Origin of the sequence: Vibrio sp. VGrn 2, from assembly GCF_009361695.1 — a bacterium.
GTDB classification, from domain to species: Bacteria; Pseudomonadota; Gammaproteobacteria; order Enterobacterales; family Vibrionaceae; genus Vibrio; species Vibrio diabolicus.
Map to the genome: position 1 here is coordinate 45068 of NZ_RBWD01000006.1, position 22594 is coordinate 67661.

The window sequence follows — 22594 nt, forward strand, 5'->3', positions numbered from 1 at the left end:
ATGCAGGCCACCCACAAATCGCTGCAAAAATCAGCTCGAAAGGTCAACACGCCCTAAACACGACACAACATCGGGTCTGGTGTATCACCTGCCGTTGGTGAATTGACTCACAAACTGATTAAGGAAGAAATGGATGAATCCGATGAAACACAGCTACCTAACGAGTGCCGTACTGATCGCTGCCAGCTTTGCCACCAGCAATGTTTATGCAGAGACGTGGAAATTCGCTCTAGAAGAAGTCAAAGGCTCGGTGCAAGATGCTTATGCGCAAGAGTTTAAAAAGCGCATCGAAAATGCAACCGATGGCGACGTCACAGTGGAAGTCTATCCATACGGCACATTAGGTCAGTCAGAAGATCTTACCGAGCTTACTGCGAACGGTATTATCCAATTTACCAACGCATCGCCAGGTATTTTTGGTTCATTCGTGCCCGAAATGCAGGTTTTCTCCATCCCTTACCTTTTGTCGCAAGACAATGATGTGAATAAAAAAGTGCTGAGTTCAAGCCCTACTATCTATGACACACTCGGCGGAAAGCTAGAACAGAAAAACCTCAAACTTCTCACTATGTATCCAGAAGGTGAAATGGTGTGGACGACCAACCGTGAGATTCGTTCTCCAAAAGATTTTGATAACTTCAAAATGCGCGTGATGGCATCGCCAATGCTGGTTGAGGCTTATAAATCGTTTGGAGCCGACCCTACGCCTTTACCCTACTCAGAAGTCTATGGTGCTCTGCAACTTAAAATGATCGATGGTCAAGTAAACCCCGTTTTTGCTATCGAAGAAATGAAGTTCTACGAAGTGAACGACTACATGATCTGGGCAGGACAGCAACAATTTACTACGACTGTCATTACCAACAACAGTTGGTTCGAAACCCTCCCACAAGCCCGCCAAGATCAGGTCAATAAAGTCATCGCTGGTATGACTGACTTTATATTTGAAAAACAGGATGAGTTTAACCAAAAACGTCTTGATCAAATTAAGCAAGCCAAACCAGATATGCAGATGATAAAACTCGACAGTGACGAACGTGCAGCATTTAAACAAGCTTCTATGCCAATGCGGGACAAATACATCGAGCTTACAGGCGACAGCGGTAAAGCAGTGCTGAGCTCACTGGAACAAGAGTTCAATCAATAACAGAATCAATAACAGAAAAAGGAGTGGCCTTCGGGCCACCTTATAGCGGTTGACCAGTCATCAACTATTCTGAACTGATTGGTATTTTACAGGGAGACCAATTATGCGCCTCGATCGCTACGACGTAAAAATTTTACAAATACTTCATGACAATGGCCGTATTACCAAATCTCACCTTGCCGAGGCCATTAACCTATCTGTGAGCCCTTGCTGGGAGCGTGTCAAAAAACTGGAAGAAGCAGGCATCATTGAAGGCTATGGGGCAAAAGTAAATACCGATGTTTTGTTCAAACGAACGTCGGTCATGGTTGAAGTTACGCTCAAAGAGCACAGCGCCCAAGCGTTCAAACGTTTCGAGCAACTGGTTCAACACTCACCAGAAGTCACTGATTGTTATGCCACAGGAGGCGGTGTCGATTACATCCTCAAAATTCAGTCGGAAGATATTGATCAATATCAGCGGCTTATCGACAACTGGTTAGAGTCAGAAGTGGGCATTGAGCGCTACTTTACTTACATCGTGACGAAAACAATCAAACGTGATGCAGGCACATTAGAAGTGAACCAAAACGCCTTGTTCTAAAAGGGAAAACACGCTTAAAAGACGACCAGAAAAATCACCATATCTGATGGTGTGGAAAAGAAAGTTTTGATGGTTTAAACCTCGGCATCAGAAATTATTTCGGTCACTTCTCCATTACAGTTTAACTATGGACAACGACGCTGGGAGAAGGACTCATGACAGCACTGCACAGCTTACATGCTGAGGAATTAAAAGCCTCGCACGACATGATGGCGATAATGAAAGACGTACGTTTGGTGAGAGGTTTAGCGTACATAAATGGCAAATGGGTAAGTGGTGACCAATTTCATCCGGTGGATAATCCAGCGGATGGTACGGTCATCGGCTACATCACCAAGCTATCTCAGCAACAACTCTATCAAGCGATTGATGAAGCCGACCAAGCCTTTCGTCAATGGCGAAAAATGCAAGCAGAAGAGCGTGCTGAAATTCTCATGCGTTGGCACGATCTGATTTTAGAATCAAAACAAGATCTTGCTCGTTTGATGGTTATGGAGCAAGGCAAAACATTAGGTGATGCTTTGGGTGAAATCGACTACGGCGCATCTTTTGTTCGTTGGTTTGCAGAGGAAGCACGCCGCAGCTATGGCGAAACCATCCCAAGTCATATTCCGAATGCGCAACTATCGACGGTACGCGAACCGATTGGTGTCGCTGCACTGATTACACCATGGAATTTTCCTAATGCAATGGTCACCCGTAAAGCCGCCGCAGCATTAGCGATAGGCTGTCCGGTGCTCATCAAACCTGCCAGTGAAACGCCTTTCTCCGCATTGGCCTTGGCAGAATTAGCAGACCGAGCTGGCTTTCCACCTGGTGTATTTAACGTGATCACTGGCGATGCGGTGATGGTGTCACAAACCTTGTGTCACTCCGATAAAGTCAAAGCGCTCTCGTTCACAGGTTCAACTCGAGTGGGTAAGTTGCTGCTGCGCGACGCGGCACAAACCGTGAAGAAGTGCAGTATGGAGCTCGGCGGTAATGCCCCTTTCATCGTGCTGCCAGATATGGATGTCGAGCAAGCAGCCAAAGCCGCCGTGGATGCCAAGTTTCAAACCGCAGGACAAGACTGCTTGGCCGCAAACCGTATTTTCGTCCCCGAAGATAAGTACGAAGCGTTTTTGGAAGCGTTTGCCAAAGAAATGAACCACATTGTTTTGGGCAATGGTTTAGATGAAAAAACCACCATGGGGCCGCTGATCAATCGCGCTGCGGTGGATAAAGCGCATGATTTGGTGCGTGACGCACTCGACAAAGGCGCGCGATTGGTAGCGGGATACCACCAGCCCGTACCAGGCGAAAACTTCTTCGCGCCGACATTGCTAGCCGATGTCACCCCTGATATGGCGGTGTATCGCGAAGAGAATTTTTGTCCTGTGGCAGGCGTATTGCCTTACCAAGACTTAGATACCGTGATTGAAATGAGCAACGACACTGAGTACGGCTTAGCTGCCTATGTTTATGGTCACGATATTCACCAAATTTGGCGCTGCATGCGTGGTTTGGAATTTGGCATGGTGAGCGTGAACTCCGTCAAGATGACTGGCCACCCTATCCCATTTGGCGGCGTGAAACAGTCTGGACTTGGACGAGAAGGCAGTCGCCACGGCTTTGAAGAATACAGTGAAATCAAATACTGCTGCTTAGGCGCTTTACCAACCGTCAGTGGCAGTTAAGGCACGAAATATGGATATCCAATTATTCGAGGAGAAGGATCATGAGCAACAAAACCCAACAACTTTTAGAGATCGACCGTCAGAGAGTATTTCATGCCTCAACCCACCTGAAGCAGTATGCGGCTGGGGAGCTTTCGGGAAGAATTATCTCGAGCGGAAGCGGAATACGCATCACCGATTCAGAAGGCATCGAGCTGATAGACGGCTTTGCCGGGTTGTATTGTGTGAACATTGGCTATGGTAGGACTGAAATGGCCGATGCCATTTATGAACAAGCCAAAGAGCTGGCGTACTACCATACTTACGTCGGTCATACCAACGAAGCACTAGTGACACTGTCAGATCGCATCATCAAAATGGCGCCTGAAGGCATGAGTAAAGTCTACTACGGCATGTCAGGCAGTGATGCGAACGAAACTCAACTTAAATTGGTCTGGTATTACAACAATGCTCGTGGTCTACCAGAGAAGAAAAAAATTATCTCCCGTGATCGCGGCTACCATGGTTCAAGTATCGCTTCGGGTTCAATGACAGGGCTGCCTCTGTTCCACGCACATTTTGATTTACCGCTTGAGCGCATCAAGCACACCATGGCGCCGTATTACTATCGCCGTGAAGACGAGAGCATGTCTGAGCTTGAATTCTCTCAATATTGTGCGGATCAACTCGAAGCGATGATCTTGGAAGAAGGCCCTGAAACGGTGGCAGCGATGATTGCGGAACCAGTGCTCGGTACTGGCGGTATTGTGCCACCACCAGAAGGGTACTGGCAGGCGATTCGTAAAGTACTCGACAAATACGATGTACTCTTGATTGCGGATGAAGTGGTGTGTGGCTTTGGTCGCCTCGGCTCCGATTTTGGTTCGCTGCACTACGACATGAAACCGGATCTCATCACGGTAGCGAAAGGGTTAACCTCTGCGTATCAACCGCTATCTGGCGTGATCGTCGGTGAACGAGTTTGGAGTGTGCTAGAAAACGGCACCGACCAATGGGGTGCTATCGGACACGGTTATACCTACTCCGGTCACCCAATGGGAGCGGCAGCCGCGAACTGCAACCTCGATATCATTGAACGTGAAGGCCTGGTGCAAAACGCAGCCGAAGTCGGCGCTTACTTGCAGCAACGTATGGCGGAGACGTTTAACGATCATCCATTGGTCGGTGATACTCGTGGCGTTGGCTTGTTGCATGCGTTGGAGTTTTCTTCAGACAAACTCCGCCGAGCACACTTTGATCCAAACTTGAAAGTGGGTCCGCAAATCGCGGCAGCCTGTTTAGAGCAAGGCTTAATCGCTCGTGCCATGCCACATGGTGACATCCTCGGCTTTGCTCCACCGCTTATCGCGAACCGTAATGACATCGACACTATTGTCGACAAAGCGCACCAAGCGGTCAATAAAGTGATGGATAACCTCGTCACGTCCAAACAGTGGCAGCCAAAATAGCCGCGAATTAACCAACTCACAAACCTACCAATGATTACCGCCCCCTCTGACCAAATTAGAGGGGGCGGTCCTAAGAGACGTACTACATGGAAACACAAGCAATCTTTGCCGCAAAGAAAGCGATTAACGGATTAGTCAGTCGCACACCATTACTTCACTCACCACTGTTATCGCAACAATATCAATGTGAAATTTGGTTAAAACTGGAAACACTACAACCTATTGGTGCTTTTAAATTGCGTGGAGCGACTCATGCCATGAACAAACTGAGTGAGGAACAAAAACAACATGGCGTCGTCACTTGCTCTACTGGTAATCACGGCCGTGCCGTGGCTTATGCTGGGCAACGACTAGGAGTCCGCACCGTGATTTGTATGTCCAATTTAGTGCCACAAAACAAAGTCGACGCAATTAAAGCATTAGGCGCAGAAGTTCGAATTGTTGGGCAAGCTCAAGACGACGCGGAGCGAGAAGCATTGAGGCTAACAGAAGAAGAGTCGATGACCTATCTCTCACCATTCGAACACCCAGACATCATCGCCGGACAAGGGACCATTGGACTAGAAATCATTGAAGATCTTCCTGATGTCGACGTCATTTTCGCCGGGCTATCTGGCGGCGGATTGATTGGTGGTATTGGCTTAGCCGCAAAATCAAACAGCAGCAAAGTGAACGTGTATGGCGTTTCCATGGACAAAGGCGCAGCGATGGTAGAAAGCATTAAAGCAGGAAAACCAGTACAAGTTGAAGAGCACGAATCGTTTGCTGACAGCTTAGGTGGCGGCATAGGTTTAGACAATCGCTATACCTTCAAACTCGTGCAAGAAGTCATGGATAAAGCGTTTTTAGTCAGTGAACACAACATCGCCAAAGGCATGGCAGATATTTTCGATGCAGAAAAATTTGCCGTAGAAGGCGCGGCCGCAGTGGGGCTTGCCGCCATTCACCAGCATCAACTGGACTTACGCGGTAAGAAAGTCGTTTTGGTGCTCAGTGGAAAAAACGTCTCTTCAGACACTTTTGAGACGGCATTAAAAATTGGCCGCCAAGTCAAAGAATAACCGAGGTCGTGCGAATGAAAATCTATAATAAATCTCAGATAGAGCAAGTGACTCAGTTAGATCTTAATGCGTTAGCGGCCGTGGAAAATGGCTTCAAAGCGCTTGGGCAAGGCAACGTCACCATGCCTCCGATTCTTAGCATGGCAATTGAAGAGCATAACGGCGAAGTGGATGTAAAAACGGCGCATATCAAAGGTAATGAGCGCTTCGCGATAAAAATCAGCCCAGGATTTTTTGATAACCCAAAACTGGGACTACCCAGCCTAAATGGTTTGATGGTGCTCTTTAGCGCGAAAACAGGGCTGGTTGATAGCGTATTGTTTGACGAAGGGTATCTAACCGACATTCGTACTGCTCTCGCTGGCGCTATCTCCGCGAAATACCTGTCGAACTCAGAAGCATCCAAAATTACGGTTATTGGCAGTGGGCTTCAAGCAGAACTCCAAGTCGCTGCGATAAAATTAGTTAGGCCAATCTCCCAAGTGAACATCTGGGCAAGAGACAACACAAAATCGCAGGCTTACAAACAACGCATGGAGCAACGATACGATCTATCCGTATCCGTGCATTCCTCTATCCAGCAAGCATGCCAAGAAGCCGACATTATTGTCACGACAACACCATCAAAAGAACCTTTGCTGAATTGGGAAGATATCCCATCAGGAGCACACGTGATCGCTATGGGTTCAGACAGCCCTCATAAACGTGAGCTTGCCACCTCAGTCATCCTAAACGCTGAGCATCTGGTGGTTGATCGAATCAGTCAGTCAGAATCACTTGGCGAATTACGTGGTGTAGACAAACCGCTCACCCGTAGCCTAGTCGAACTTGGCGACATCATTTGCGGCAAGCACCCCTACTCAAGGCGTGTTGACGATGTTTCGGTATGTGATTTAACAGGGACTGGCGTTCAAGACACCGCAATCGCTGACTATACTGCTCAACAACTCACCAGCATTCAATCCACGATGTAACTTATTCCCTGTGACTTTGGCGGTGGGCAACCACCGCACTTTTTGAGGGCCGTAACATGCCAGAGCTCTGTACGTTTCAATCTTTAACCACTCAGTTTGAGTTTTCGGCGGATGTATCCGCTTATCAACGTTCAATCGGACTCATTCAACTCGCGACCGACTATGTGCTAGAAAACGAATGGCGCGAGCATTTACCCGCAGATGTTCGCTTATACACTTCACGCTTTCTCACTACAGGTACTGTCGATCCTCTGCACTTAACAGACATGCAAAACAGTATCCGCGAGTGTGTACGCACCATCGTGCCAATGTGGCCAATCAACGTCATGGCGTTTGGCTGTACGTCAGCTAGTGTGCTCATTGGCTCCGATAAAATCACTGATTTAATTCGTCAAGAGACACCCGAAGCCATAACAACTAACCCTTGGCAAGCCGCACTGAGAGCGCTTGAACACCATCAAGCTCAAAGAATCGTTATGCTGACGCCGTATACCAATGACGTCAATCACCCACTTTATGAGTCCATGACCGAACATGGCATTGACGTTCTGGCCTTTGGGTATTTCAATCTCGACTACGATCCCCATATCCCAACCATTGGAGGGCAAGACGTAGAAAATGCCTTAGCGCAGCTGCTTGAGTCGATTGATTACACGGTGGACGCGGTATTTATTTCATGCACGAACATGCGAGTCATGCATCTACTGCCTTATTTCTCAAGCCGCTTTGGTATTCCTGTACTAAGCTCCAACCAAGTGATGCTTTGGGACGCATTGCGTTTGCTTGAGTCCGATAATTTCTCCGACGTGTCATCATCGCCCTTTCCTTGCTGATAAGGACTCGCTAAAATGCACAAAATTGCGCACTAACTGGATGAAACATGGCAAAACTTACCCTTCAAGAACAAATGCTGAAAGCTGGCTTAGTTAATGAAAAGAAACTAAAGAAAGCGAAGAAAGGCTCTAAAAAATCACGCGTTCAAGCACGCGAAGTAAAAGCGGCGGTTGAAGAGAATAAACGCCAACAGTTAGAGCGTGATAAACAATTGAGCGAACAGCAAAATGCCGAGCGTTTGAATAAAGAGATCAAAGCGCAAATCAATCAATTGATTGAGATGAACAAGATCGACTTAAAAGATGGCGATATTAAGTACAACTTCACCCATGGCACCTTGGTTAAGTCACTGTATGTTGATGCTCTCATCCGTGAACAGTTGATTAAAGGCATTCTAGCCATTGCGATTGTCGGTGAAAGCTACGTTGTCATTCCACGCGGAGTAGCGAATAAAATTGCTCAACGTGATGAATCCGTCATCATCGAACAGAAAGAACCAGAATCGGACATTCCAGCAGAAGACGACCCATACGCAGATTTCGTCGTGCCAGATGACTTGATGTGGTAACAACAAACAATAGATGCATAAACGAAAAGAGCCGCTGATATAACATCAGCGGCTCTTTTTAATAGAAAAAATACGCTACAGAAATGATGTGCGTTATTGCTTACTTAGTAGCAAATTCACACCAGATGCGGCTAAAAACAGCGAACATCCGCGATTAAAACGTTTCGCCATTTTTGGATTTGAGAACCAATGTCTAAGGTACAAACCAAAAATCGCGTAAATTGAAATGGCGACCATTTCTAATATCAAAAACGTGGAGCCAAGGGCAAAAAACTGCTCTTGAACGTTAGCGTTCACATCTACAAACTGCGGCAAAAATGCAGTAAAAATAAGAATCGCCTTCGGGTTGCCGGCGGCAAGCGTAAACTCTTGTTTCGCAAGCCCTGCATAGTTGCGTGAGTTAGTTAACTCAGAGAGCGGGCTCGATTCCGAACGCCAAAGGTTGAATGCAATCCACAATAGATACAACGCCCCCACCAGCTTTAACGCTAAAAACAGCATTTCTGATGTGTACAAAATCACTGCGAGCCCAGAGGCAGACAGCGCGATCATACCAGAAAATGCCGTAATACGCCCTAAACTAGCGACAAACGCGGCACGAAAACCGTAACAACGCGCATTATTCATTGCCAATAAGTTGTTTGGGCCTGGAGTCATATTCAGAGCAAAGCAAGCGGGAATAAAAAGGAGGAGCTTCCAAATATCCATGATAAAAAATGGCCTTAATTTTTAGTAATAGCCCGCACCGTAACATTGGCTGCTAGAATGAGTAAATAAAAATTCTACGCTAGAGCATTTCCGCTTCAAACCGAGCGGCTCTGGCTTGCGCAATCGTACAGTGTGTTTCTGTCATCAACTCCGCCAAGGTGATATTTGGGTTTTGCACCACCAACCGAATCAGTTTTTCTTCCAACGGTTCCAGTTTGTCCTGATGAACGGATAACCCTTTCTCCAACTTATTCATCACAAACCTTAGCTCTTCACACTGCCCTGCTTTTAGCTGATCAAGTAACGCTTTTAAGTTCAAAGCTTCTCCAGAAACTTGCCAATGACGAGAGCGCCTAACTCGCTTAACGTCACACCCGCAATCCGCCGCAATGACTTTAATGCGTTTAGCATTCTCACCGCCAATGCGATGAATCAGAGAGGGCAGCGAAACAATAATGTCGTCATCTTTCATCCGTTACTCTCCCACTACTGACACATTCTCTCCAACCCAAGTGAGTAGCTGTTTGGCGGCTTTGGAGAGCACCTGATTTTGGCGCACAATGTAGCCGAAATCGGTGTTTGGAAAACTAGGCAAAGGCGTGACTTCTCGGGAAAGCATTAACCTCGGATCAAGAGAGAAATCCGGCACAATGGCGGTCCCAAATCCTGCTTCTGCCCAGTCGATTTGTGCTTCCACACTGCCCACTTCCATCACGCGATGCTTAGGCAGATTTAACTCAGGTAAAGACGCATCTATCAGCTCACGGGTTCGCGTGTCGTGCCCTAGCAGAATCAACGTCTGGCTCTCTTTTCGATTGTCCTGCCACTCAAAAATGTTATCGCCAAACGCACACCAGTGAATTTGCGTGAGAGGCGTAAAATGCAGCGGTTGACTCTCTTTTTGTGCGATAACAAAGCCGATATCGGCACGCGCACTTTTCACCAAATCCACCGCTTGAGAAGACGTGGTATTGAACAATGCCAAGTCGATACCCGGGTATTCACTTTTGAATTGCTGGAACGGTTTGATAAGCAGTAAACGTGAAACGATATCGCTCGCCGCAATAGAAAGCGTCCCCTGCGTAAGATCGTTGATGGCATTGAGATCCGATTGGCAAATTTGCAGCTCATTAAGCATCCGCTGCGCCGTATCTAACAAACGCTTTCCCGCTTGCGTCAACTGCACAGGATTTCGCTCAATCAATTTCGTGCGCGTGGCCTGCTCCAACTGCTTGATATGCAAGCTGACGTTCGGTTGCGTCATGTGCAGTTCCGTCGCTGTTTTGCCGAAATGCTTTACCTCTGCAAGAGTTACGAAGGTTCGCAGCCAGTTCAAATCTAACATTGCCAATTCCGATATGAAATTCTTATCAAGTTAATGAGTATAATTAATTTCTCTTATTATGGCGAACGCCTTAAGATTTTTGCATCTGTTTTTGGAGATTAAATTATGTCGTCTATCGTTGTTGTGGGTGCAAACTGGGGTGATGAAGGCAAAGGCCGCATCGTTGACTTTTTGGCAGAGCAAGCTTCTGCGAGCATTCGTTTCCAAGGTGGTAACAACGCGGGTCACACCGTGGTTAACGATCTAGGTACGTTTAAGCTGCACCAGCTACCAAGTGGCGTATTCAACCCAGACTGTTTGGCAGTGTTAGGTCCGGGTATGGTTATCAGCCCTGCGTTGCTGTCTCAGGAGATTGCGGAAGTTGAAGAAGCGGGCGTAAAAGTGAATATGTGCATCTCTGATCGCGCAACACTGTGTCTACCTCTACACGCACTAGAAGATACGCTAGAAGAACAGCGTTTAGGCGACAAAGCATACGGCTCAACTCGTCAAGGTATTGCACCTGCGTACGGTGACCGCGTAATGAAGAAAGGCATTCTTGTTGGTTGGTTGAAGCAACCAGAAGTATTGGTTGAACGCCTTCAATTCATGATGGATTGGAAACTGCCACAACTGCGTGCGCTTTACCCGACGTTCGAGTTTGAACAAACTGCTGAAGAACTGGCGAACTGGCTGCTAGAAGTCTCTGCACCTTGGCGCGATTCAATTTGCAACGTAACGCTTCCTCTAAAAGAACTACAAGCGAAAGACAAAACTCTATTGTTCGAAGCGCAGCTTGGCGCGGGTCGTGACCTTGTTTACGGTGAGTACCCTTGGACAACATCTTCTAACGTTGTATCAATGTACGCGGGTATCGGCAGTGGTCTTCCAGCACTTCGTCCTGAGCGCGTTATTGCGGTTGCAAAAGCATTCAGCTCATCAGTAGGTACTGGTACGTTGATCACGGCAATGGAAGAGCAAGACGCTTTTCGTGAACTTGCAGGCGAGTTCGGTGCAACTACAGGTCGTCCGCGCGATATGGGCTACTTCGACGCTGTCGCTACGAAGAACGGCGTTGAACTGCAAGCAGCAACTGAAATTGCGCTAACTAAAGTAGACTGTTTGACTGGTCTTAACGATCTGAAAATCTGTGTTGGCTACGAAGGCGACCACAGCGAAAACCCAATCTGGCCTCAAACGGCAGCACTAGCACCAATCTACGAGAAAATGGAAAGCTGGAGCGAAGACATCACAGGTTGTCGTAAGTTTGAAGAGCTACCAGTAGCAGCACAGAAGTACGTTCTACGCATTGAAGAACTGATGGGCGTACCAGTAAAAATGGTGTCTGTGGGTCCAGGCCGTGAACAAATGATTATGCGATAAGATGTGAATTAACACATCATTGGCAAGCGGCTTTTATCTGTTCCGGGGTAAAGCCGCTTTTTTTTACACTGTAAACTTTGAAGAAATTGCACTTCTCAATTCGTGTTTAGTAACCTAATCGCGCCTACCTTCCCTCTTTATTTATCAATCAATAGATTAGAGCATATAACGCATTGTGCACGTTATTAGTACATCTCACTTGTTAAAGAAGCACGTTATTTAAGTTAATTGTTTGAATTAATGTTCTTTAACTGATTGCTTGATCACGATCTTCATCTGCAATTTGTTGAACTAGTGCTCAAAAAATCTAACCCGCTGTTTTTAGGATAGATGAGTTCCCCAACATCCAACCTAACAGCAGGTGATTCCCATGACGAAAAATCTTTTCCGCCTCAGTACGATAACTCTCGGTTTATGCATCAGTTCGTTCTCTTTTGCGCAATCCGATCTTCCGAACATTAAAATTCTTGCCACTGGCGGCACCATAGCAGGCGCAGGTCAATCTGCGACAGAGTCAAACTACACCGCAGGTAAAGTCGGTGTCGAATCATTGATTTCTGCCGTTCCGAGCATGACCAACATTGCCGATATTTCCGGAGAGCAAGTGGTCAGTATTGGTTCACAAGATATGAATGATGAGGTATGGCTTAAATTAGCCAAACGCGTCAACGAACTGCTCGCTCAAGATGATGTTGACGGTATCGTCATTACTCATGGTACCGATACATTAGAGGAAACCGCTTACTTCCTTGATCTGACCGTCAAGAGCAAAAAGCCAGTCGTGATTGTCGGTGCAATGCGTCCTTCCACCGCAATGAGTGCTGATGGCCCAGTTAATTTATACAACGCCGTCGTGACAGCAACCGATGAAGATTCTGAAGGGCGCGGCGTGTTAGTCGCGATGAATGACACTATATTCGATGCGCGAGACGTAACTAAAACAAACACCACTTCCGTCAGTACTTTCCAGTCACCTAACTTTGGCCCTATCGGCTACATTCATAATAGCGATGCCAAATATCAACGAAGCCCAGAGCGTAAACACACCACAGAAACACCATTCGATGTATCAAAACTTAACACACTACCTAAAGTAGGTATTGTTTATAACTATGCAAATGCGTCGAGCTTACCAGTCAAAGCCTTTGTTGATGCCAAGTTTGACGGTATTGTAAGTGCTGGTGTTGGTAATGGTAACTTGTACCACACGGTCTTTGATGAGCTAGAAAAAGCGAGCAAAGATGGCGTTGTTGTTGTAAGGAGCTCCCGAACGCCTAGCGGCTCAACCACTTTGGATGCTGAAATTGATGACGAAAAATATGGCTTTGTTGCCTCAGGCACACTAAACCCACAAAAAGCACGTATCTTACTGATGCTGTCACTGACTCAAACCAAAAACTATCAAGACATCCAAAAGATGTTCCAATACTATTAATTCTGTGTAAGGCATCTTTAGATGCACAAGAGGAGGTGTTACTCGCCTCCTCTTGCACACGACGATGTTGGCGCCCCTGGTTAACCAAACAAACGGCGTTTCATCCCTGCTTTTTCAAGAATACGCGTTGTGATCTCTTCCACAGAGAGAGAGGACGTATTGATATATGGGATCGCCTCTCTTCTAAACAACGCCTCTACGGTGTCTAGCTCCAACTTACACTGCTCAGTACTGGCGTAATCACTTCCAGACAAACGATTCTCACGGATTTCAGTCAAACGTTCAGGGTCGATAGTAAGCCCGAACAATTTATGACGATGGATCTCAAACTCAGGCAACAAACGCATCATCTTCACGTCTTCCGCGATAAATGGATAGTTCACGACACGCAAACCAAACTGCATCGCCATATATAGGCTGGTGGGGGTTTTCCCGCTGCGCGATACTCCCAGCAGGATGATATCGGCTTGCTCCAACCCTTTTAGCGTGATGCCATCATCATGCGCCAATGTATATTCAATGGCCGCGATACGGTCGAAATAGGTATCGGAATCTTTCCCCACACTGCGAGAACGCTGCAACTTGGGTTTTGGTGCCATCTGAATGTCGTCTTGCACTTTCTGTACAATGCTTTCCAACACATCGTAGCTGTATGCAGGCGCTTCCAGCAGCATTTCACGTACGTCTGGCACCACGATAGAGAAAAACACCAGAGGTTTGACGCCATTGCGTTGGTAGGAAGTTTCAATTTCTTTTACAACGTCAGCAACTTTGTCCTGGCTTTCTACGAACGGAAAGGTTTTTTCGTTAGGAATGAACGGAAATTGACCGAGAACAACATGCCCTAATGTCTCACATGTTATCGCCGTACCGTCAGAAACATAGAACACATCACGACTTTGGTTATTTATTTGCATTTCTGTTTAATTTTTCAAAATCTTTTGAGTAGGATGGTAAACATAATATTAATAAATCAGTTTGGCTTTCAGTTAGGTTCACCACAGCTTTAAAAATTCTTTTGAATTTTTTTCAGCCAGAACGTAATCGTTTGCCTTTGATATCAATCTAAATGAAGCAATGTATGGTCAACGTGTAATAACAGCCAACATGCGATTGTTTAGAGCGATTTAAGTCCCCCTACTAAGCTGCAATGTTTCTGGAGAAAGACATGCAAAAGAACACCCTCTGGTTCAATGGCCTATCCATGGATGATGTCGACAAAGTCGGCGGTAAGAATGCTTCACTTGGCGAAATGGTTTCTAACCTAGCGAACGCAGGCGTTTCTGTACCAAATGGTTTTGCGACAACCTCATACGCGTTTAACCAATTCCTTGACCACGAAGGTTTGGATGAGCGTATTCACCAATTACTTGATGAACTAGACGTTGAGGATGTGGAAGCTCTGCGTAAGACAGGTGCAACCATCCGTCAATGGGTATTAGAGGCCCCTTTCCCTGCGGACCTTGAACAAGAAATCCGTGAAAACTACCAAGAACTGATTGAAGGCAACCCTGAGCTTTCAGTCGCAGTTCGTTCATCTGCTACGGCAGAAGACCTGCCTGATGCTTCTTTTGCTGGTCAGCAAGAAACGTTTTTGAACGTGAAAGGCATCGACGCAGTACTAGAAGCAACTAAGCACGTTTACGCTTCTCTATTTAACGACCGTGCGATCTCTTACCGTGTACACCAAGGTTTCGACCACCGTGGTATCTCGCTATCGGCGGGTATCCAACGTATGGTGCGTTCAGACAAAGCTTCTTCGGGTGTAATGTTTACGCTTGATACTGAGTCTGGTTTCGACCAAGTTGTCTTCATCACCTCTTCATGGGGCCTAGGTGAAATGGTCGTTCAAGGCGCAGTAAACCCTGATGAATTCTACGTTCATAAGCCAATGCTTGAAGCAGGTGAGCACCCGATCGTTAAGAAAACATTTGGTTCTAAGTTGATCAAAATGATCTACTCTGACAACCAAGAGATCGGCAAACAAGTTGATATCGTTGATACTTCTGATGAAGAGCGCAACACGTTCTCACTGAACGACGAAGAGATCAAAGAGCTCGCCAAACAAGCGATGATCATCGAGAAGCACTACCAGCGTCCAATGGACATTGAGTGGGCAAAAGATGGCATCGACGGCAAGTTGTACATTGTTCAAGCGCGTCCTGAAACCGTATGTTCACAAACGGAACAAAACGTGATTGAGCGCTACGAGCTACAGAACAAAGCAGATGTTTTGATTGAAGGTCGTGCAATCGGTCAACGTATCGGTAAAGGTGCAGTACGTTTGGTTGACTCTCTGGACCAAATGTCATTGGTTCAAGAAGGTGATGTGTTAGTTACAGACATGACTGACCCAGACTGGGAACCAGTGATGAAAAAAGCTTCTGCTATTGTTACCAACCGTGGCGGACGTACTTGTCACGCAGCAATCATTGCTCGTGAACTTGGTATTCCTGCAATCGTTGGCTGTGGCGATGCGACAAGCAAACTGACTGATGGCGCAACAGTGACAGTATCTTGTGCAGAAGGCGAAACGGGTTACGTTTACCAAGGTGAGCTTGAGTTTGATGTAAAACGCTCTTCTGTTGATGAACTGCCACTACTGCCGACCAAAGTGATGATGAATGTGGGCAACCCAGATCGCGCATTCGACTTTGCTCAGATTCCAAACGAAGGTGTTGGTCTTGCTCGTCTAGAGTTCATCATCAACAAGATGATCGGTATTCACCCGAAAGCATTACTTAACTTTGATGCGCAAAGCGATGAGCTAAAAGCAGAAATTAAACAGCGCATTCGTGGTTACAAAGATCCTATCGATTTCTACGTAAGCAAACTGACTGAAGGCATCGCGACTATCGCTTCTGCTTTCTGGCCAAAACGCGTCATCGTTCGTATGTCTGACTTTAAGTCGAACGAATACAGCAACTTGGTTGGTGGTAAAGCCTACGAACCGCATGAAGAAAACCCAATGCTCGGCTTCCGTGGTGCGTCTCGTTACATTTCTCCAGTGTTTGAAGATTGCTTCGAGTTAGAAACTCAAGCTATCAAGCGCGTTCGTAACGAAATGGGTCTGAAAAACGTTGAAATCATGATTCCATTCGTGCGTACACCAAGCGAAGCTGCATCAGTGATTGATTTGCTAGCTAAGTTTGATCTGCGCCGTGGCGACCAAGGTCTTAAAGTCATCATGATGTGTGAGCTGCCATCCAACGCGGTACTTGCCGATGAGTTCTTGAAGTACTTTGATGGCTTCTCGATTGGTTCAAACGACATGACTCAGCTAACGCTTGGTCTGGACCGTGACTCTGGCGACGTTGCTCACCTATTTGATGAGCGTAACGCGGCGGTGAAAATCATGCTGAAAATGGCAATAGACGCAGCAACCAAAGCTGGCAAGTACGTGGGTATTTGTGGTCAGGGCCCATCAGATCATGAAGATTTGGCGGAATGGTTGATGGAGCAAGGCATCAGCTCTGTTTCACTAAACCCAGATACCGTTATCGATACTTGGTTACAGCTCGGTAAAGTTAGCAGCAAGTAACGCGCTAAAAACTCAAGCCCTCACACTCCCCCTTGTGAGGGCTTTGTTATTCATACGTCATTTCGCAATCAGTTCGTGATTCCTCTCTCAAGATCGCCATTTAGTCAATTTCATTATCAAAGTCTGATGACCTAGAATGAATGATGTATCGACAACTCCAGAGAGAATTTGATGAAAAAGTCTATCGCACTCATTACCACATTGATGCTCCTAGCATCTCCCGCTTACGCAGATTGGGATGATATTTCCAACAAAATGTCTGAGCTAGGCGAAGCGGTTTCTGATACTGCGCAAGATGCTTGGGACGATACCAAAGCCTTTTCAAAACAAGCGTGGCAAGATTTCACTAATTGGTCCGAGGAAGCAATCAATACCGCGGGCGAGTGGACAGAAGCCAGTATCGAGAAAAGCAAAGAATGGATAGATGCAGCCGACAAGAAAATTGATGAACTAATGGAAGGCGACACGCCAGAAGAAGCTCGCCAAGCCGTGGACTTAATGGCGGATAGTGCTTTGCTCAAGTTGTTTAATGAAAAGCCGGAGGCCAAAGCCATTTACGACAACGCTTGCGGCTACGCGGTCTTTGATTCTCGTAAATTGTCTTTATTGTTTCACACCAACTCAGGGTCAGGTGTCGCAGTCAATAAGGAAACAGAAAAACGCACTTATATGAATATGTTTGGTTTGGGCGTTGCACTTGGGGCTGGCGGCAAATTTTACCAACAAGTGGTTCTGTTTGAGAGCAAAGAAGATTTTGATACGTTCGTCAACGAAGGATGGGAGGCCACAAGTGAAGCCTCTGCTGTTGCGGGCGAAGATTCAGAGCAACTTTCAAAACAATTTAACAGCGGCGTCGCCGTCTATCAGTTGAACGCTAAAGGTCTGCTCATCGATGCTAACGTGTCTGGTTCTAAATATTGGGTTAACGAAGAGCTAACTAACTCGCAGTAATGCATAGCAACTAATCACTTAAATAAAGCAGTTGTTATGCACCCTTATCAATAAGTTAACGAGCTATGATTCCTCAAAACTGAGCACTTACGCAACTTTCTCTATGGAAGTCACCAGAAGATGGCGACTTCCCTTTCTCGTTGGATTGCTTTTGGTTATGCTTGCGCAAAACCACCTGCAATTCGGTATCCCATGCCTGACAATAACTTTAATAATCTGCTAGCAGAAGCAATTTCTGCTCTTAATACGCCTAACTTTACTCCTAAGCTTATGCGTGTCATTCGCACTCTTTTTCATTTTGATTGCGCGGTTATTTTAGGTTATCGAGAAGGTAAACATCCTATTTATCTCTACGACTCGATTGAGAACGAGCGAGAATTACTTTTTCAACGCTACCTTACTGACTCATTTCAAAATGACCCTTTTTTTCTCAAACTAAACGAGACAAAACAACAAGGCATATTTACGCTCAAAGACGTGGCGCGTAAAGGCGTTGATTTTACTTCCTACTGCGAACAGTTCTACCATCAGACCGGGTGGAAAGACGAACTGAGCATGCTAGTCGAAGTCGAACCTGGCCGTTGGGTCATGCTGTACTTCGGGTATATGAATGGTGGAAAATACTTTTCTCAACAGCAAATCAATAAATTAAAGCCCTACTTCCCGATAATCCAATCGCTTTGTCAGCAGCACTGGAAACAAACGGAGTTTACCTTTTCTGAGCCTGTTTTTGCCCAAAGTGCTTATTCTGGCAGTATGCGATTGGCCATTGAGCAAGCTTTAGCAACATTTGGCGTAGAATCACTCACTCGTCGCGAGCAAGAGGTGGCTTCACTTCTCGCTCAAGGGTTTGACACCAAAGAAATTGCCGCGCGGTTACACTTAGTGCAAGGCACGGTCAAAAATCATCGAAAACGCATTTACTCGCAGTTAAATGTGTCTTCATTGAGTGAGTTATTCCAGCTTTTCCTCAATCACCTTATTCTCCATTCAAGATAAAAAACTGTCCCTTAAGGGATATATCGACAAAAAGTGTCGCGTTTTAGTCTGAATACAACAACCACTAAGACAGACAAAAAGAATGACGACACCATTACTGCAAGATTTACAAGATCGTGGCTTGATTGCACAAGCCAGCGATTTGGAAGAAATTCAGACACTTCTCTCACGGCCACAAACCGTTTACTGCGGCTTCGATCCTACAGCTGGCAGCTTGCACATCGGCCACCTCGTCCCTTTGATCATGCTTAAGCGCTTTCAAGATGCCGGACACCAAGCAGTTGCCCTGATTGGCGGCGCAACGGGCATGATTGGCGACCCAAGCTTTAAAGCGACCGAGCGCAGTCTGAATTCTTCAGAAATCGTCTCAGGTTGGGTTAACGATCTTTCGAATCAAATTCAGCAGTTGATGAATCACCAACTGGCCAAGCCAATGATCATGGTGAACAACGCTGACTGGATGAAAGCGATCAACGTCATCGACTTCTTCCGCGATGTAGGTAAGCACTTCTCGATCAATACCATGATCAACCGAGAGTCGGTAAAGCAACGCTTGCAACGCCCTGATCAAGGCATCTCTTTTACCGAATTTAGCTACGCCCTGCTGCAATCGTACGATTTTGCCGAGCTAAACCGTCAATACGATTGTCGTTTGCAAATCGGTGGCAATGACCAATGGGGAAACATCGTCAGTGGGATCGATTTAACTCGTCGCCAAAATGGTGAGCAAGTATTTGGCTTAACTCTGCCGCTGATCACCAAATCCGATGGCACCAAATTTGGCAAAACCGAAGGCGGCGCAGTGTGGCTAGACCCTAGCAAAACCTCACCTTACGCCTTCTACCAGTTCTGGCTTGGCGCAGAAGACGCCGACGTTTACCACTTCTTGCGTTACTACACGTTCTTGAGCTGCGAAGAAATTGCCAGCATTGAAGCGCAAGACCAAGCAAGCCAAGGCAAGCCACAAGCACAACGTATTCTCGCTGAAGAAATGACGCGATTTGTTCATGGCGAAGACGGCCTATCTAGTGCCGAGCGCATCACTCAAGCACTGTTCAGCGGTAATGTGCAACAACTGAGTTTGGGTGAATTAAAACAGTTGGAATTGGATGGTTTACCAAGCATTGAGAGTGCACAACAAGATTTGGTTGAGCTGCTGGTTGAGTCGGGTTTAGCAAGCTCGAAACGTGTTGCGCGCGAACACATCAGCAACAACGCCATCAGTGTAAACGGTGAAAAAGTGTCGGCTGATAACCCGAGTTTAAGCTTCCCACTGTTTGACCAATACTGGTTACTACAACGCGGTAAAAAGCACTTCTGCCTCGTAAAGCGTACCGCTTAACAAAGCATCGTAGTGACACCTCACAAGGCAAAGTGATATAGCGAGTTAACTGACAAGACTTTATAAGGTTAGCTCGCTCTAGTATCGGCTGTGCATACCAAAATGATGAGACATTCCATCTTCCATTCGGCCGCCTTTCCAGCCACCAGCACCGAATAAATTAAGCACATCTTGAGCGGTATAATCGGCACCAGCAAAGAAGTCATTCGCCACATCAGAGCGGATGGCTTGCAACTCTGGTTGGTTTTCCAAATCAAGCTCTTGCGGATTCGCGTACAACGCCAACGCAATTTTTTGTTGGCACGTGCTTAACTCACTGGTGCTCGTCTTTACCTGACCGACGGAAAAGTACTCACGACTGCCGTATCCCACCACCAATCTGGTACTCATTAGCTTAATCACTTTCTTAATGCGGCGACGTTGTATAAATCTCAACATGTTGAAGTCCTTATTTATATTTCGATAATTAATAATAAGTTTTGTATACCACACATCAATACTCTAGAGTGTCAGGGTTTAGCACGGCGCTCAAAGAGTATGGAGTTCAAGAGTGAAAATTGACGATCTAAAACTGTTCACCAAAGTCGTCCAACTTGGCAGCTTTACAGCGGCAGCAAATGCTTTGGATTTGCCACGAGCAAATGTTAGCCGACGCATTGGAGAACTGGAACGTTACCTCGGAACGCAACTTTTTCACCGCACCACTCGCAGTCTTTCGCTGACAAACAAAGGCGATGCCTACTACCAAGATGTGCAAAAAGTGCTCACCTTGCTTGATTCGGCAAACCAGCAAGCCAGTAACGAAAGCATCGAAGTCAGAGGCAAAACCAAACTTGGCCTTCTGCCAGAAACCTATGAACCTCTTCAACCCATTTTGTTTGAATTTCAGGATCAATATCCGCAGGTTGAGCTCGACATTCGCAATATCAACAATGGCTTTATTGATATGTTTCAGCAGGGGTTGGACATCGCGCTGCACGGCGGCATGCTGTTTGATTCAGACATTGTCGCCAGAAAGATCTTAACGCTAGACCGATGTGTCGTTGCCTCACCGAACTATCTTCAAACTCACGGCACACCAGCCACATTAGAAGAGTTGAGCGATCATCAGTGCATTTGTTTTCGTTGGCCAAATGGCAATGTCGACAACCTTTGGCATTTTCAGGAACAAAACGTAGCGCTCAAACCGAAACTCATTTCCAACAACATCGGCTTTATCAAAAGTTCCACAGTGCTTGACCGCGGCATTAGTTATATCCCAAAACTGTTGGTAAAAAATGAGCTCGAATCCGGTGCATTGGTGCAAGTATTGTCTCAATATGCCGTCACAGAAGAAACGGGGTGGTTGCTCTACCCTAAGCCGAAAACGCTGAACCAAGCTAGCCGGTTACTTATTGAACACTTGTGCAATAAAATCCCAAAACTTTTGTAGCTTGCATTATTATCATACATTTTGTGACATTGAATCATGCGTACGCATGATTATCTGAACATCTATGGATTATAAGATGGCGCCGAAATTATGGAGCCATCTTATGAATCATCAAATCAAAACCGCTGCGCTGAGCACTATCGCGCTCTCTCTACTCGGCTGTAATCAAGCTCAACCTCAGGTTGAGGAGCCAAGCGCATCCAGACCCGTTCAAGTAATTGAAGTCAACGAAAGGAATGAAGAACTCAACAAATCATTCAGCGGGATCGTAAAAGCAAAAGAAACCGCCTCACTCTCTTTTCGTGTACCTGGCACCGTGGAAAGCGTGTTCGTAAATAAAGGCAGCTTGGTAGAAAAAGGCCAAGTCATCGCCACGCTGGACAAGCACGATTACCAAGTCTCACTAGAAGAATTACAAGCGCGCATGTTAGAAGCGCAATCAGCACACAAACTCGCGAAAGCCGAGTTAAAGCGCGTAAAACAAGCAACTTCTGATGATGCCATTGCCAGCGTAAACTTAGACCGAGCCATCAACAGCTACGAACGTAGCCTCTCAGCCGTCAAAGTGGTTGAGAAAAACATCCAACGTGCAAAAGATGCCCTACGTTACACCACTCTACGTGCGCCATTCACTGGCATTGTTGCCGACGTTTCTATTGATCCACATGAGCAAACCTTGCCGGGCGGCAGTGTTGTGTCAATTCAGCAAGAAGGCAGCTGGGAAGTCGACATCGACGTGCCGGAAAATATGATTGCGCAATTCGCACTAGGTCAGCCAGCATCGTTGACTTGGTATGATTCGGAGCAATCCTACCGAGCAACCGTGGCAGAAATCGCGCCGAAAAAGCACCTGCTCAAACAAACCTATACCGTCACGCTAGACATCGATTCGATTTCCAGTGCGCTATTCAACGGTAAAGCAGTCACGGTAAATACCGCTCTCAACACCAGCAACTCAAGCCATTGCTTTCCTTACTCTGCAATTTTGGGTGAGAAACAAACTCTGCACGTGAATGTGGTTCGTGATGCGGTTATTCATTCAGAGCCGGTCAATCTTGACTCTATCGACGCATACCAAGCGTGTGTGACCGGAAGTTTTGAGCAAGGCGATTATGTGGTGATCAGCGGTAGCCATTATCTGAGCGAGGGCGATGCCGCCCCAAACCTGACTATCAAGACGTTGTAGGT

At 46.4% G+C, this 22594-nt stretch carries 21 protein-coding genes; 16 read left to right on the forward strand and 5 right to left on the reverse strand.

Annotation, left to right across the window (positions count from 1 at the left end; translation table 11 throughout):
* The first annotated feature begins 133 nt into the window (after positions 1–133).
* The 8 genes from dctP to D8S93_RS11865 all read left to right on the forward strand — a co-directional run bounded on the left by dctP (position 134) and on the right by D8S93_RS11865 (position 8291).
* Positions 134–1147 (forward strand): TRAP transporter substrate-binding protein DctP, encoded by a 1014-nt coding sequence (gene dctP / locus D8S93_RS11830; protein WP_005392727.1) that lies wholly within the window; start codon positions 134–136, stop codon positions 1145–1147.
* A gap of 103 nt (positions 1148–1250) precedes the next feature.
* The gene (locus D8S93_RS11835) at positions 1251–1730 is read left to right on the forward strand and encodes an Lrp/AsnC family transcriptional regulator (protein ID WP_006741393.1); all 480 of its coding nucleotides are present in this window, start codon (positions 1251–1253) and stop codon (positions 1728–1730) included.
* Between the two features lie 155 nt (positions 1731–1885).
* Positions 1886–3406 carry an NAD-dependent succinate-semialdehyde dehydrogenase gene (locus D8S93_RS11840; protein ID WP_152813354.1) on the forward strand — a complete coding sequence of 507 codons (1521 nt, stop codon included), beginning with the start codon at positions 1886–1888 and terminating at the stop codon, positions 3404–3406.
* Between the two features lie 41 nt (positions 3407–3447).
* Positions 3448–4854 (forward strand): aspartate aminotransferase family protein, encoded by a 1407-nt coding sequence (locus D8S93_RS11845; protein WP_053808062.1) that lies wholly within the window; start codon positions 3448–3450, stop codon positions 4852–4854.
* A gap of 86 nt (positions 4855–4940) precedes the next feature.
* Positions 4941–5915 carry a hydroxyectoine utilization dehydratase EutB gene (gene eutB, locus D8S93_RS11850; RefSeq protein ID WP_006741390.1) on the forward strand — a complete coding sequence of 325 codons (975 nt, stop codon included), beginning with the start codon at positions 4941–4943 and terminating at the stop codon, positions 5913–5915.
* A gap of 14 nt (positions 5916–5929) precedes the next feature.
* Entirely contained in the window at positions 5930–6889 is a 960-nt protein-coding gene (locus D8S93_RS11855) for a cyclodeaminase (RefSeq protein WP_006741389.1), read from the forward strand.
* Between the two features lie 56 nt (positions 6890–6945).
* The gene (locus tag D8S93_RS11860; RefSeq protein WP_152813356.1) at positions 6946–7722 is read left to right on the forward strand and encodes an Asp/Glu racemase; all 777 of its coding nucleotides are present in this window, start codon (positions 6946–6948) and stop codon (positions 7720–7722) included.
* A gap of 47 nt (positions 7723–7769) precedes the next feature.
* The gene (locus tag D8S93_RS11865; protein WP_006741387.1) at positions 7770–8291 is read left to right on the forward strand and encodes a DUF2058 domain-containing protein; all 522 of its coding nucleotides are present in this window, start codon (positions 7770–7772) and stop codon (positions 8289–8291) included.
* 93 nt (positions 8292–8384) lie between these two features.
* On the opposite strand, the gene D8S93_RS11870 is transcribed toward D8S93_RS11865, so the two are convergent.
* The 3 genes from D8S93_RS11870 to D8S93_RS11880 form a co-directional block, all read right to left on the reverse strand.
* Positions 8385–8999 carry a LysE family translocator gene (locus D8S93_RS11870; RefSeq protein ID WP_114323419.1) on the reverse strand — a complete coding sequence of 205 codons (615 nt, stop codon included), beginning with the start codon at positions 8997–8999 and terminating at the stop codon, positions 8385–8387.
* 79 nt (positions 9000–9078) lie between these two features.
* Complete coding sequence (locus tag D8S93_RS11875; protein ID WP_048624767.1) at positions 9079–9471, reverse strand: ribosome recycling factor family protein; 393 nt, start codon at positions 9469–9471, stop codon at positions 9079–9081.
* Positions 9472–9474: 3 nt separating this feature from the next.
* Positions 9475–10344 carry a LysR family transcriptional regulator gene (locus tag D8S93_RS11880; protein WP_006741384.1) on the reverse strand — a complete coding sequence of 290 codons (870 nt, stop codon included), beginning with the start codon at positions 10342–10344 and terminating at the stop codon, positions 9475–9477.
* 105 nt (positions 10345–10449) lie between these two features.
* Here D8S93_RS11880 and D8S93_RS11885 point away from each other — a divergent pair, with 105 nt between their 5' ends.
* The gene (locus D8S93_RS11885; protein WP_021452466.1) at positions 10450–11706 is read left to right on the forward strand and encodes an adenylosuccinate synthase; all 1257 of its coding nucleotides are present in this window, start codon (positions 10450–10452) and stop codon (positions 11704–11706) included.
* Between the two features lie 370 nt (positions 11707–12076).
* Complete coding sequence (gene ansB, locus D8S93_RS11890) at positions 12077–13141, forward strand: L-asparaginase 2 (RefSeq protein ID WP_104970498.1); 1065 nt, start codon at positions 12077–12079, stop codon at positions 13139–13141.
* Between the two features lie 80 nt (positions 13142–13221).
* Here the strand turns inward: ansB and D8S93_RS11895 are convergent, their stop codons facing one another.
* Positions 13222–14058 carry a pyruvate, water dikinase regulatory protein gene (locus D8S93_RS11895; protein WP_005392709.1) on the reverse strand — a complete coding sequence of 279 codons (837 nt, stop codon included), beginning with the start codon at positions 14056–14058 and terminating at the stop codon, positions 13222–13224.
* Positions 14059–14309: 251 nt separating this feature from the next.
* On the opposite strand from D8S93_RS11895, the gene ppsA reads away from it, so the two are divergent.
* The 4 genes from ppsA (at position 14310) to tyrS (ending at position 19974) form a co-directional block, all read left to right on the forward strand.
* Positions 14310–16682 carry a phosphoenolpyruvate synthase gene (ppsA, locus tag D8S93_RS11900; protein ID WP_006741382.1) on the forward strand — a complete coding sequence of 791 codons (2373 nt, stop codon included), beginning with the start codon at positions 14310–14312 and terminating at the stop codon, positions 16680–16682.
* 171 nt (positions 16683–16853) lie between these two features.
* A complete protein-coding gene (locus D8S93_RS11905; RefSeq protein ID WP_152813358.1) occupies positions 16854–17633 on the forward strand; it encodes a hypothetical protein in 780 nt (259 codons plus the stop codon).
* Positions 17634–17825: 192 nt separating this feature from the next.
* Positions 17826–18632 (forward strand): response regulator transcription factor, encoded by an 807-nt coding sequence (locus tag D8S93_RS11910; RefSeq protein WP_152813360.1) that lies wholly within the window; start codon positions 17826–17828, stop codon positions 18630–18632.
* A gap of 82 nt (positions 18633–18714) precedes the next feature.
* Entirely contained in the window at positions 18715–19974 is a 1260-nt protein-coding gene (gene tyrS / locus D8S93_RS11915; protein WP_152813362.1) for a tyrosine--tRNA ligase, read from the forward strand.
* A gap of 78 nt (positions 19975–20052) precedes the next feature.
* Here tyrS and D8S93_RS11920 read toward each other — a convergent pair whose 3' ends face one another.
* On the reverse strand, positions 20053–20412 hold the full coding sequence (locus D8S93_RS11920) for a DUF6559 family protein (protein ID WP_152813364.1): 360 nt from the start codon (positions 20410–20412) through the stop codon (positions 20053–20055).
* Positions 20413–20524: 112 nt separating this feature from the next.
* On the opposite strand from D8S93_RS11920, the gene D8S93_RS11925 reads away from it, so the two are divergent.
* Both D8S93_RS11925 and D8S93_RS11930 read left to right on the forward strand, forming a co-directional pair.
* The gene (locus D8S93_RS11925; protein ID WP_319802990.1) at positions 20525–21406 is read left to right on the forward strand and encodes a LysR family transcriptional regulator; all 882 of its coding nucleotides are present in this window, start codon (positions 20525–20527) and stop codon (positions 21404–21406) included.
* A gap of 103 nt (positions 21407–21509) precedes the next feature.
* Positions 21510–22592 carry an efflux RND transporter periplasmic adaptor subunit gene (locus D8S93_RS11930; protein ID WP_193621606.1) on the forward strand — a complete coding sequence of 361 codons (1083 nt, stop codon included), beginning with the start codon at positions 21510–21512 and terminating at the stop codon, positions 22590–22592.
* The last annotated feature ends 2 nt before the right edge of the window (positions 22593–22594 follow it).